The sequence below is a fragment of the Hamadaea tsunoensis DSM 44101 genome (assembly GCF_000428945.1).
Taxonomy (GTDB): Bacteria; Actinomycetota; Actinomycetes; order Mycobacteriales; family Micromonosporaceae; genus Hamadaea; species Hamadaea tsunoensis.
Map to the genome: position 1 here is coordinate 32642 of NZ_AUAX01000023.1, position 12856 is coordinate 45497.

The 12856-nt window shown below is 69.6% G+C and carries 10 protein-coding genes; 4 read left to right on the forward strand and 6 right to left on the reverse strand.

The features are described from left to right. Positions 1-67: 67 nt before the first annotated feature. Positions 68-2812, reverse strand: coding sequence for a BTAD domain-containing putative transcriptional regulator (locus G401_RS58440; RefSeq protein ID WP_027345185.1), 2745 nt, complete (start codon positions 2810-2812; stop codon positions 68-70). 627 nt (positions 2813-3439) lie between these two features. Between G401_RS58440 and G401_RS0128705 the strand changes: the two genes are divergently transcribed. Beyond that, positions 3440-4867, forward strand: coding sequence for an endo-1,4-beta-xylanase (locus G401_RS0128705; RefSeq protein WP_051367289.1), 1428 nt, complete (start codon positions 3440-3442; stop codon positions 4865-4867). A gap of 59 nt (positions 4868-4926) precedes the next feature. Here G401_RS0128705 and G401_RS0128710 read toward each other — a convergent pair whose 3' ends face one another. Then, entirely contained in the window at positions 4927-5295 is a 369-nt protein-coding gene (locus G401_RS0128710) for a hypothetical protein (RefSeq protein ID WP_027345187.1), read from the reverse strand. Between the two features lie 109 nt (positions 5296-5404). Between G401_RS0128710 and G401_RS0128715 the strand changes: the two genes are divergently transcribed. Both G401_RS0128715 and G401_RS0128720 read left to right on the forward strand, forming a co-directional pair. Continuing rightward, a complete protein-coding gene (locus G401_RS0128715) occupies positions 5405-6559 on the forward strand; it encodes a sensor histidine kinase (protein WP_027345188.1) in 1155 nt (384 codons plus the stop codon). Next, positions 6556-7185 (forward strand): response regulator, encoded by a 630-nt coding sequence (locus tag G401_RS0128720; protein WP_027345189.1) that lies wholly within the window; start codon positions 6556-6558, stop codon positions 7183-7185. Before G401_RS0128715 ends, G401_RS0128720 begins: the two co-directional genes overlap by 4 nt. Positions 7186-8162: 977 nt before the next feature. Here the strand turns inward: G401_RS0128720 and G401_RS0128725 are convergent. The 3 genes from G401_RS0128725 to G401_RS0128735 all read right to left on the reverse strand — a co-directional run bounded on the left by G401_RS0128725 (position 8163) and on the right by G401_RS0128735 (position 11577). Continuing rightward, positions 8163-8963, reverse strand: coding sequence for an Fpg/Nei family DNA glycosylase (locus G401_RS0128725; RefSeq protein ID WP_027345190.1), 801 nt, complete (start codon positions 8961-8963; stop codon positions 8163-8165). A 12-nt stretch (positions 8964-8975) separates the two neighbouring features. After that, on the reverse strand, positions 8976-9632 hold the full coding sequence (locus G401_RS49150; protein ID WP_034593460.1) for a class I SAM-dependent DNA methyltransferase: 657 nt from the start codon (positions 9630-9632) through the stop codon (positions 8976-8978). 94 nt (positions 9633-9726) lie between these two features. After that, positions 9727-11577, reverse strand: coding sequence for an arabinofuranosidase catalytic domain-containing protein (locus tag G401_RS0128735; protein ID WP_245601875.1), 1851 nt, complete (start codon positions 11575-11577; stop codon positions 9727-9729). Between the two features lie 170 nt (positions 11578-11747). On the opposite strand from G401_RS0128735, the gene G401_RS0128740 reads away from it, so the two are divergent. Next, positions 11748-12512: an alpha/beta fold hydrolase gene (locus G401_RS0128740; RefSeq protein ID WP_084557705.1), complete on the forward strand. Its 765-nt coding sequence runs from the start codon at positions 11748-11750 to the stop codon at positions 12510-12512. A 61-nt stretch (positions 12513-12573) separates the two neighbouring features. On the opposite strand, the gene G401_RS56235 is transcribed toward G401_RS0128740, so the two are convergent. Then, complete coding sequence (locus tag G401_RS56235; protein WP_157546501.1) at positions 12574-12810, reverse strand: hypothetical protein; 237 nt, start codon at positions 12808-12810, stop codon at positions 12574-12576. Positions 12811-12856: the final 46 nt, after the last annotated feature.

Sequence of the window (12856 nt, forward strand, 5' to 3'; positions counted from 1 at the left end):
GGAATACGCGTGGACGGTGTGCTCTGCCGACGGAAAGTACGGTCTGATTCGGGTGGGCCGACGGGGTTCAGGCCGCCGACGCGGTCAGCGTACGGCCGGTGATGAGGGCGCTCACCTCGGCGCGGGTCAGCTTCGAGCCCTCTGCCCGCAACCGTTCCAGCTCCTGCGGCGGCAGTGCGTCTCGTACTGCTTCGGCTTCGCGGGGGCCGTCGACGAGGTCCATCATGGACGGACGGAAGCCGACCTCGGCGCCGAGCTTTTCCACCGCACCCATGAGGAGTGCTGCCGGGGTCGGGTCGCCGGCCAGGGCGAAGGCTGCTGCCGTGGTGTGGGCCAGGACCAGCCAGGACGTGATGTCCAGTTCGGACTCCAGCGGACCCAGGATGCGGGCGGCCAGATCCAGCGCGGCGGCGGGGTCGTCGGCGTCCAGAGCGGACTTCATCGCCGTCCAGGCCGCCGAGCCCGTCGCCCAGCGGTGGCCGCAGCGTTCACCGATCTCGACGGCGCGCGCCAGGTCGATCCGCGCACGGGTCCGGTCCCCGGCGAGCCTGCGTACCATGCCGAGCACCATGAGCGTCTCGGTGTGCAGCCACGGTACGCGCAGCCGACGCCCACCGCGCTCGGCGGCCAGCGCGATCGGCAGCGCCTCGGCGACCCGGCCGGACAGCGAGAGGAAATGCGCCTCATAAGCCTGCGCGTACGCGGTCGTCAGCCGGTCGCCGGCCGCCCGCGCCGATCGGGCCGCGGCCAGCGCCGAAGCCAGATCCCCGCCCAGGTACGCCAGCCCGGCGACGCCCAGCTGAGCCCGGGCCCGCAGGACGGCCGGCGCCGCCGGGGCGAGGTCGAGGGCGGCCCGCAACCAGTTGAGCCCTTCCGTGATCTGGCCCCGCCGGTACCAGAACCAGTGCAGCGCACCGCCGATCCGCAACGCGGCCGTGCCGTCGCCGTCCAGGAGCGCCGATTCGAGGGCCGCGCGGATCTCCGGCTGGTCGGCCTCCAACCGGCGGATGACCGCGTACGCGTCGAAGGTCCGCAGGCCACCCTCGGCGGCCTCGACCCAGTCGACCACCCAGTGGCGGTGGCGGGCGGCGAGCGCCGCGGCGGCCGGCGGGTCGAGCGTGGCCGCGGCGAACGTACGCAGCGCGACGAGCATGCGGTAGCGGCGCGGCGACGTGCCGGGTTCGACCCGCAGCAGCGACTTGCGCACCAGCGCCGCGAGCGGCCCGATCAGATCCGGCGTGCCCGTGACCGCTCCGGCGGCGTCATAGTCGAACCGGCCTGCGAAGACGCTCAGCCGGCCGAACAGCTCGCGCTCGGCCGGATCGAGCAGGTCATGGCTCCACGCGATGGCCCGGTCGAGATCCCGGTGCCGGGCCGGCTTCGCCGGATCCGCACCGGGCCCGGCCGGCAGCGCGGCCGCGATCTGGGCGAGCGACAGCACCCGGCACTGCGCGGCGGCCAGCTCGATCGCCAGCGGTACGCCGTCCACGCCCGCGCAGATCCGCTCGACGAGCTCCCGGTCGTCCTCGATCATCCACGGCGCCGCCCGGTCCAGGAACAGCCGTACGCCGTCCGCGGCCATCGGCGGCACGTCCAGCACGAATTCACCGGCCAGGCCGAGCGATTCCCGGCTGGTGGCGAGGATTTTCAGCCCCGGACAGCGGGCGAGCAGCTTCGCGCACAGACCGCGTACGGCGTCGACGAGATGCTCGCAGTTGTCCAGCACGATCAGCGTCTCGCGCCGGGCCAGCAGTTCCCACCCGTCCACCGGTACGCCGACCGCCGCGGCGACCTGCGCGGCCACGAGATCGGGGCGGCCGATGTCGGCCAGCTCCACGAACCACGGTCCGTCGGCGTACGACTCCATCCTGTGCGCCGCCTCTACAGCCAGCCGGGTCTTGCCCAGGCCCGCTGCGCCGGTGACGGTCACGAGCCGGTGGTTCTCCAGCGCCCGGGCGAGATCGGCCAACTCACCTTCCCGGCCGACGAAGCTCGCCAGCGGATGAGGCAGGTCGCCGGTCCCCTTCGGCGTCCCCTCCCGCACGTCGAGATCGCTGTCCTGGCGCAGAATCGCCGTCTCCAGCGCCCGCAACGACGGCCCCGCGTCCAGCCCGAAACTGTCCGCGAGCAACTCGACGGCCTCGCGTACTGAGTCGAGGGCCTCGGTCTGCCGGCCGGACCGGTACAGGGCGAGCGCGTACAGCTCCCGCCCCCGCTCGCTCAACGGATGATCGTGCACGTACGCGGCCAGCTCCCCGAGCACATGGTCGGGCCGCCCGAGACCCAGCAGCGCCTCGAAACGGTCCAGCCGCACGGCCTCCCGCAGCTGGTCGAGCCGGCGGATCTCGGCGGCGAGGAAGGCGTACTCCCCCAGATCGGCGAACGCCGGCCCCCGCCACAGCGCGAGCGCGTCCTCCAACGCCGCCAACGCCCCCTGCGCATCGCCGTCCCGCAACAGGTTCGCGCCCGCCCCGGCCAGCCGCACGAACTCCGAAGCATCCACACTCGACGGTGGTACGCGCAGCGCGTACCCGGCCCCCTCGGTCGTCAGCACCTGAGCGGCCCCCCGCGCACGCCGCCCCGGTTCGACCACCCGCCGCAACTCGGCGATGTACGCGTGCAGCGTCGTCGGCGAAGGCGCGACCTCCCCGTCCCACACGTCCTCGACAATCCGCCCCACCGACACCGAACGCGGCCGGGCGACCAGCAGGCACGCGAGGACGGCCCGCTGCCGGGGACCGCCGAGGGGCATCTCCACGCCGTCGACGCGTAGGCTGAGCGCGCCGAGGACGCGGATGTCTAGGGTGGACACGGAGGGGAACTTAAGGCTCCGACGGGGAGTAGTTCCAGCAGATTTGGCTGCCCCGTCAACATGACGACAAGTGCAGCGTGTCGGCCGCCACACTTCCCATCCATCGACCAGTCTCTTTGTCACATAGGCGCGCCGACACTGTCGGTTCGCGTACACGGCGGCGTACGGGCTCTGGCGCAGCCCTTCCCGCCGAGCGACGTGACTGCCATGCACTCCGCTGTGTCCGAGATGTGAGTCCGGCCCATCTCGCGATCTTGCCCATGTACACGTGGAGGGTGTTTCAGAGTCGCCGAAACACCCTCCACGTGTACATGGCGAGATCATCCAGTGAGGACAGCGGCTTCCCAGCCGACGAGCACCCCGTGCGTGCGGGGAGCAGACTTCTTCACCTGCGCTTCCGAAGATCGACTTCGCTTCCCATCAGCCCAAGCCGATGAAAGTTTCGGAGCAACACACGACTCCTATGCAGATCAAGCACTATCCACCCGCACATCATCGGTTGAGTTTCCGGAAGGCTATCGATAGCATCGCCGGCAACGGCATCGACACTTCTCCACCTCACCTCGATGCCCCGGGTCCGCCCAGACCCGTACCGACTCGTGCTTCCCGCCCGAAAGGCCTCCACGTATGCGTATCACCGTTCCCCGCCATCGGGATCTGCCCCGCGCGAAGACATCGCTGAAGGGATGGGGCGTCGCCGCCGGGGTCGCCCTCGTGACCGGTGCCATGATGGTCCTCGCCCCCGCCGCCGACGCGGCGACGACGCTGGGTGCTTCGGCTGCCCAGTCCGGACGGTATTTCGGTACGGCGGTTCCCAACAGCAAGTTGGGCGACTCGACGTATTCGACGATTCTGGACCGTGAGTTCAACATGATCACGCCCGAGAACGAGATGAAGTGGGACGCGACCGAGCCGTCGCAGAACAGCTTCAGTTTCGGCGCGGCGGACGCGATCGTCGCGCACGCTACGGCGCACGGGCAGCGGATGCGCGGACACACGCTGGCCTGGTACCAGCAGCAGCCGGGATGGGTGCAGAACCTGTCGGGAACGGCGCTGCGCAACGCGATGATCAATCACATCAACCAGGTGATGGCCCACTACAAGGGCAAGATCTACGCCTGGGACGTCGTCAACGAGGCGTACGCCGACGGCACCGGGGGCGGCCGGCGTGACTCGAACCTGCAGCGTACGGGTAACGACTGGATCGAGGTGGCGTTCAGGACCGCCCGGGCGGCCGACCCGGCGGCGAAGCTCTGCTACAACGACTACAACACCGACGGGGTCAACGCGAAGTCGACCGGCGTCTACAACATGGTGCAGGATTTCAAGGCGCGGGGCGTACCGATCGACTGCGTCGGGTTCCAGTCGCACATCACGAACTCGATCCCGAGCGATTATCAGGCCAACCTGCAGCGGTTCGCGAACCTGGGCGTCGACGTGCAGATCACCGAGCTGGACGTGTCCGGGTCCAACCAGGCGGCCGTCTACGGCCAGATCACCCAGGCCTGCATGAACGTCACCCGGTGCACGGGGATCACGACGTGGGGCATCCGCGACAGCGACTCGTGGCGGTCGGGTGAGAACCCGCTGCTGTTCGACGCGTCGGGCAACAAGAAGGCCGCGTACACATCGGTGCTGAACGCGCTCAACGCGGCCGGGCCGGGCCCGTCGAGCAGCCCGAGCACCGGGACGTCCACCAGTCCCAGCCCGAGCCCGAGTGTCAGCCCGAGTTCGCAGCCGAGCCAGAGCCCGCCGCCGAGCGGTGGCTGCACGGCGGCGGTGTCGAGCGTGAACCAGTGGAACACCGGGTTCACGGCCACGATCAGGGTCACGGCCGGGTCGGCCGGGGTCAACGCGTGGACGGTGACGGCGAACCTGCCGTCCGGTGCGACGATCACCAACTCGTGGAACGCGACGCCCAGCGGGACCTCGGGCACCGTCCGGTTCACGAACCTGAGCTACAACGGCCACATCGACGGCGGGGCGTACACGGAGTTCGGGTTCCAGGCCAACGGTAACGCGAGCGGCCTGACCGTCTCCTGCTCCGGCAGCTGACCACCGGGGAGAAACACGGCCGGTGCGGGGACGGGTCCCCGCACCGGCCGCTTCACGTATCAGGAGGACATGGCCTCGCGTACGCGGGGAGAAAAGGCGATGACCACGACGGCGAGCAAGAGTACGCCGCAGGCGGCCTGCTCGATCCGGATCCAGGCGGGCAGGAAACCGGGGATGGCCACGATGACGGTGATGGCGACGACCATGACGGCCGAGAGGATCCGCAGCCGGAGGTAGCCCTTCCGCGAGCCGCGCGCGGCCTGGAACGCGAACAGCGTGGTGCCCAGGGCGCTGAGGACGACGATCGTGCAGCGGACCCACGCGGCGTCGTTGACGAGCGACGCGTGGTCGCGGAGCAGGTAGATCGCGACGAGTGTCGCGATGCTCAGTCCAAGATAGCTGAGCGCGAGAACCTTGACTGTACGCATGTCGAAAGGGTCCCGCCGGACCCCGCCCGTACGCGTCGGCGCGGGAATGGACTTCCGTCTCCACCCTGGGTTGGAGGCAGCCGTGCCGGCCAGGCCGTAATGTCGGATCATGTCCTCGGATCGGCTGGACGCGTCGCCGGCGCAGTTCGGCAAGGTGCTGCGGTGGCTGCGGCTGCTCGTACCCGCCCTGCTGCTCGTGGTGCTCGTGGCGACCGCGGCCGGTACGCCCCGCCCCGGGATGAATGCGATCGGTGTCGCTTTGGCGGCGTTCGCCCTGATGAGCGTGGGCGTGGTGGCGACCCTGACCCGGCCGGAGGGCCGGTGGCACCCAATGTTCGCGGTCGGTCTGCTGGCGTCCTCCGTGGCGCTGACCATCGTGCAGGGCGGCGCGGCGATCCCGGGCATCTTCGTCGGCTTCTCGCTGATCCTGTTCCGCCTGCGTAAGCCGGTCTGGCTGGTCCCCGGCATCCTCGGCCTGGTCCTGGTCGGCACGTTCGCCGCGGCGATCCGCGACAGCTCGTTCGAGACGGCCATGCTCAACGTGATCACGCTGGGCGCCTTCTACGGCATGTGGTTCCTCGCCGCGCGGCTGAGCGCCGCCAACAGGCATGCCGAGCGGCTGGTCGCGGAGCTGGAGGCGAGCCGGGACGCCCAGGCGCGCGCCGCGGGCATGGCCGAGCGGCAGCGGGTCGCCCGCGAGATGCACGACATTCTCGCGCATTCGCTGTCCGGGCTGATGCTGCAGCTGGAGGGCGCCCGCATGCTCGCCGCCGCGGACCCGGCCGATCCGCGGCTGCGGCTGGCCGTCGACCGCGCCCACCACCTCGCCAAGTCCGGGCTCGACGAGGCCCGCCGGGCGATCGGCATGCTTCGCGACGACGACCTGCCCGGACCCGAGCTGCTTCCCGCGCTGGCCGCCCAGTTCGAGCTGGATCACGGCATTCCGTGCCGGCTGACGGTCTCCGAGCCCGCCGGAACACCGCCGTCGACCGGATCGGAGCAGCGGCTCGCGATCTACCGCGTCGCCCAGGAGGCGCTGACCAACATCGCCCGGCACGCCACCGCGGAGCGGATCGCCATGGATCTGTCCACCTGCGACGGTTGGACGAGGTTGCGGATCGAGAACTTCGGCGTACCGGCGGCGGAAGCCGGGGACGGCTACGGCCTCACGGGCATGCGCGAACGCGCCGAACTCCTCGGCGGCACGCTGACCGCCGAACCCACGCCCACCGGCTTCCGGGTCGAGCTGGGCGTACCGGCATGATCCGGGTCCTGGTCGCCGACGATCAACGGGTCGTCCGCGAGGGCCTCACGCTGGTCCTCGGCCTGCTCGCGGACATCGAGGTCGTCGGGGCCGCCGCCGACGGGGACGAGGCCGTCTCGCTCGCCGCCGAACTCCGCCCGGACGTCGTGCTCATGGACCTGCGGATGCCGCGCTGCGACGGCGTACAGGCGACGAAACGGCTGCGGGAAAGCCACCCGCAGATCAAGGTCATCGTCCTCACCACGTTCTCCGACGACCGCAGCGTGCTCGACGCGCTGCGCGCCGGCGCCCGCGGCTACCTCACCAAGGACGCGGGCGGCGAGCAGATCCGCGAAGCGCTGCACCGCGTGTGCGACAACCAGTCCGTCATCGACCCGGCCGTGCAGCACCACCTCGTGTCCGCGGTCGCCGCGCCCCCGCCGGCGGCCCTCACACCCCGCGAGGCGGAGGTGCTCACGCTCATCGCCGAAGGACTGTCCAACGCGGAGATAGCCGCCCGCCTGTTCATCTCCGAGGCGACCGTCAAGACCCACATCAACCACCTGCTGGCCAAGACAGGCGTACGCGATCGGGCTCAAGCGGTGGTCTACGCGTACGAACAGGGGTTCCTCAGGTCGAGACCCTGAAGATCAAAATCATGTCTCCCTCACTCCGGCTGCCCTCTCTGGCCTTTGTCGCGACTGTCCGACTTGTACGCTCGACGTCCGACGATCTTGCGCGAGTGTCTCGAATTTCGTCCGATGTACCTGATATGCCCGAACATTCGCGCAAGATCGGCGGCGGTGGGAGGCGAGGGGCCGGTTCATCTCTGCGCGTTGATCTCGGCTGGTTCGGCCCGGCTGGTTCGGCCTTTGTCGCGACTGTTCGGTATGGGGAGGCTGGACGGGTTGGCTCGCGGTGATCGCCTGCGGCTGGGATGTCGTTTCCGAGTTGCCCCCTTGATCCGTTGCGGCCGGAATGCAGCCGGGGCCGGTCTCCCGCATGGGAGGCGCTTTGGATCATGGGCGCGGGTCGGGATTTACCTCTCAGGCGCTGTGGATCGTGGCGCCCCCAGCCGTTGCCCGTGATGCGGGAACGATCTTCCACTAGGCGAACCGAGATCACTGCTCGCTTGATCGATTACGGCTTAGGTGTATTTCCGGCGCGATCTGCATGATCGATTACGCGTCTGGTGCAGGCAGAGGCGGTCATGGTGCACCAGAGCCGTAATCGATCATGCAAGGGGCAGCCGTATTCACACCACGGCCGTAAACGATCAGCCCCGCCCCGACCACCGGCCGCCACCGCGCGCCCATATCGGACAGTCGCGACAAAGGCCGGGCCAGCCGAGGTGAACCGGCGACCTCGATCGCCACAGCGCCCGACACCCGACGCCCGACGCCCGACGCCCGGAGTCCGGCGTCCGGCGTCCGGTGCCCGGCGTCCGGCGGCCGGCGTCCGGCGGCCGGCGTCCGGCGTCCGGCGTCCGGCGATCTTGCGCGAATGTTCGGGCATTTCGGGTACACCGGACGAAATTCGAGACATTCGCGCAAGATCGTCGGGCGCGGCGCGTACAAGTCGGACTGTCGCGACAAAGGCGGGGCTGGTCGGGTGGGGCGTGCGGCTATTTCTGGTCTTTGGGGCACCAGTAGGTGGTGCGGCCGCCGACGGTGGCCCGGCGCATGAGGGTGTTGCAGCGCGGGCAGCGGCCGTCGTTGCGGCGGGCGGGGATGACGGAGAGCGTGTGGACGCCGCCGCCCGCGATCGCCGCCTCCACCGATTCGTGAACTGCCTGGTAGAGGCGGTCTATTGCCGGCCGGGAGAGCTCGTCCACCGGTTTCGCGGGGTTGATCTTCGCCAGCCACAGCGCCTGGTCGGCGAGGAGGTTGCCGATGCCGGCCATGGCCTCCTGGTCCAGCAGCCGGGCCTTGACGGCGACGGTGCTGCGGTCCAGTGCCCTGCGGAACTCCGCGCGGGTGATCTCGCGAGCGTCGGGGCCGAGTTTCTCCACGGGCGGGTCGAGGCGTACGCGGCCCAGCCGTCTCGGGTCGACGAGGAGCATGAAGGTGCCGTCGTCGAACTGGAGGGCGAAGCGGGTGAAGCGGTGGTCGCCGGGTTTGCGGCCGCGGTCCCAGTAGTCGCCGCCGTCGTGTTCGACCCCGTCGGAGTCGGAGAAGACGATCTTCCCGGACATGCCGAGGTGGATGCCGAGCAGCGGGCCGGACCCGGAGGTCTCGCACCACATGCTCTTGCCGCGCCGGTACGCGCCCGTCAGCGTCCGTCCCAGCAGCGCGGCGCGGATGTCGCCGGGCGCGTGCGGGCGGCAGACGTAGGCGTCGGTGTCGTCGACGCCGGCGATGCGGCGGTCCAGGGCGTACTTGTCGATGATCGCGCGGGCCGTCTCGACTTCGGGAAGTTCGGGCACAGTCCCGGAACGTTACCCGTTCCGTGCCTCCCGCGCCTCGCAGTACGCGTACAGGTGGGTCTGGGCGGGCGCGTCGCTGCCACGTGGCGGCCGCCAACTCTCCGATCGCAGGTCGAGCACCTCGAAGTCGTGCCGTTCGAGCAGAGCCCGCAACTCCCCCGCCGGGTACGCGGTCAGCGGCACCTGCTCGCCGAGGAACTCTCGCAGGAGGTAGTCGCTGTCGCCCTCGACCATGCCGAGCGCGAACAGGCCGCCGAGGTCGAGCTGCCCGCGGATGGCGTCGAGGGTCTTCTCGATGTCGGCCCGGTGCAGGGCGAGCAGGCTGAAGAAGGCGACGGCCGCATGGAAGCGCTCGCCGACCGGGTGCAGCCCGTCGAGGTCGGTGAAGTCCCGCTCGACGAAGATCGCGTCCGGCACGTTGTCCATGGCGAGGTCCAGCATGACCGGGGAGATGTCCACCCCGACGACGTGCGCCCCGCCCTCGATCAGCTGCTTCGCCGTCGGCAGCCCGGTGCCGCAGCCCACGTCGAGCACGTTGCCGCCCGGCGGCAGGCGTTCGAGCAGCCATGCGACGGCCTCGCGCTGCCCCGGACGGTCGGCGAACGCGTCCTCGTAGCGGGCGGCGATCGTGTCGAAGGCGTGAGCCAGGTCGGGCCTCGGTTCGGACATGCCCTTATTGTCCCGCTTCTTGCCTGCCGCGGGCGTATTTGCGCAGCGAGGGTCGTGTGGTCCCCGCCACACGACCCCCGCTGACCGGTTCGTCCTAGCTCAACGCGAACTTCTGCGCCGCGCTGCCGTTGCAGTCCCAGATCTGCAACCGGGTGCCGTTGCCCGTCGCCCCGTTCGGCGAGTCGAGGCAGCGGCCGGACTGCGGGTTGCGCAGCGATCCGTCCGCCTGCTGCTGCCAGACCTGCCCGCCGGCGCCGTTGCAGTCCCACAGTTCGACCTGCGTACCGTTGGCCGTGCCGTTGCCGTTGATGTCCAGGCAGCGGCCCAGCGTACGCAGCGCGCCGCTGCTCAGGTGGAACCAGTGCTGGTCGACCGCGTACGACTGGCAGTCCCAGAGCTGCACGGCGGTGCCGTTCACGCCCGAGTCGTCGGCCGCCACGTCGACGCACTTGCCGCCGGGGCCCACGTTCGCGCCGCCGCCGTTGACCGCGAACTTCTGCGCGGCCGAGCCGTTGCAGTCGTAGATCTGCAGCCGGGTGCCGTTCGCGGTGTTGCCGCTGGGCGAGTCCAGGCACCGCCCGGACTGCGGGTTGCGCAGCGAGCCGTCGGCCTGCTGCACCCACTTCTGACCGCCGACCCCGTTGCAGTCCCACAATTCGAGCTGCGCGCCGTTCGCCGTACCGTTGCCGTTGATGTCCAGACAGCGGCCCAGCGTACGCAGGGTGTTGTCGGCGAAGTGCTCCCAGTGCTGGTCCTCGGCCCACGTCTGGCAGTCCCAGAGCTGGGCGGCGGTGCCGTTGACGCCGGTGTCGTCGGCCGCGATGTCGATGCACTTGCCGCCGGGACCGGTCACGGTGCCCTGCGGTCCGTTCGGCACGTTCGTCTGGCCGGAGTAGCCGACCGAGACGATGTTGGCCTGCACGGAGTTGTCCGCGGCGTCGGTCGGGGTCCCGTAGGTCATGACGCCCTCGAACCAGGTACCCATGTTCCGGTTGCTGTTGTCACCGCCGGTACCCAGGATGATGCCGCCCTCCTGGTGCATCGGCATGTAGCCGCCCCGGTTCGGCAGCGCCCCGTTCCACCACGTCGACAGGTTGCCGGACTGCGAGTTGCCGCCCTTGATCGCGTACGTCGTCTGGCCGTTGGTCTTCAGCAGCGCGGTGACGTAGGTGGTGTTGTTGCCGAGGTTGGCGGTGTTGGATCCGTTGGCGCCCTGGAACATGCCGTTCTCCAGGTCGCCCTCCACCCACGGCCCCGAGCCGGTGCACGGGGAGAAGTAGCAGGTGGTGGCGATGCTGACGGCGTCCATGTGACCGTTGCCGGTGTCGTACGGCGTCGACTCGGCGTTACCGTAGTCGAAGCAGCAGTCGGAGCCGACGTGCGTGCCGCTGGCCACCATGTACACGCCCTCGGGCTGGCCGTTGACCGCGACGCCGGAGGCGGCGCCGACGTACCGGTAGCCGTGCTGCGGCGAGATCCACACGCCGTAGACCTTGTGGCCGCCCGCGGTCACCGCGATCTCGGCGGCGTCGGACGGATAGTCGACCGGCCCCGCACCGCCGGCCGGACTGACCGACAGGTCGTTGTGCCGCGTGGTCTGGTCGTAGATCTTGGTGATGGCGCAGCTCGTACCGTTGCAGAAGGCATCCTGGTCACCCGCGTTGGCATAACCGCCGGCGGCGAGCAGGCCCACGTTGTGGGTGGCCCCGTCGGACTTGCGGGTGACCTGATAGAGCGCACCGTTGTACGCGGCGAACAGCGCCCGGGTGGTGCTGTGGGCGGCGACGCAGGGTGTGCCCGCGTTGCCGTAGATGTCGCAGGGCAGCGAGGTGGCGGCCTGCGAGGTACCGGGCAGGCTGACGAGGGTCGCGACGACCAGGGCGGCGGCCGAGGCTACGGCCAGAAGGGTCCGGCGCCAGGGGCGCGGATGTGACCGGGCGATCACGGGGAGCACCTTTCTGTCGAGGGGCATGGCGACCCGCCGAGGGCGGCGGCGCACGACCCTTCCCAGATGCGCCGCCGCCGCACAGGACGGAGCGGGCCCAGCCCCTATTCGATGATTTCGATGGATCAGTATGCGCGACGACGGTCGGAAATCATAGAACCTGTTGGAAAATGGTGGATCCGCTTCTGTCGGTGGGTGCGGTTAAGTTGCCCTCCATGAACTCCGCTCCCCTCACCGGCTACCCGATCGTTCTCGTGCCCGGCTTCTGGCTGGGCGGCTGGGCCTGGGAAGGCGTCGCGGACCGGCTGCGCGCCGCCGGCCACACCGTCCAGGCAGTCACCCTCCCCGGCCTCGAATCCGCCATCACCGACCGTTCGAAGATCACCATCGAGGACCACGTCGAGGCGATCCGCGCCACGGTCGAGTCCATGGGGCAGTCCGTGGTGCTGGCCGTCCACAGTGGTGCCGGCGTACCGGGCTATGCGGTGACCGACCGGGTTCCGGACCGGATCGCGACGATGGTCTACGTCGACTCCGGGCCGGCGATCGGGGCGCTTGACCCCGGCTTCGAAGGCGAGGAACAGCTGTCGCCGCGCATCGACGATCTGGACCAGAACCTCGACGGGCTCAGTGAACAGCAGCTGCTCGAATTCGTGCGACGGGCACTGCCGGAACCTGGTGGAGCCATCCGGGAAGGGGTCGAGCTGCGGAATCCGGAGCGGTTGGGCGTACCCAGCTTGATGATCTGCTGTGCATTCTCGGCGGCTCAGCTCCAGGCCGCCCTGGATGAAGGGGCTGGGTGGCTGGCGGGGTTGAAGGAGCTGCGGGACGTGCGGTGGATCGATCTGCCGACGAGTCACTGGCCGATGTGGTCGGAGCCGGAGAAGCTCGCAGAGATCCTGTCCGACGCATCCCACGGCATGTACGCGAAATGACGGATGGGTGTGCGAGGGCTTCGTGCTCAGGCCACGAGGGGAAGGAGGAGGGTGCAGCAGGTCAAATTACCCTGTCGCCACTTTCCGAATCCCATAGATCCACCGCATCCCCCAGAAATTGATGGACGTAGCCGCAGTTCTGGCAGACAAGACCTTGCGCCGACGAATCCGCCCATGCGAGGTCCCGGTATTCCAGCCGCACTCGTCGCCGGATGAAGAAGCCGCCCTGGCAGACCAGGCAGTGAAAGACCTGGCCATTGATCGTGGCGACGAGCGGCGCCGGTTGCAGCAGACTCATCGCGCAACCTTAGTCGGCGGCCGCAATCGAGGGCTGAAGCACTCCC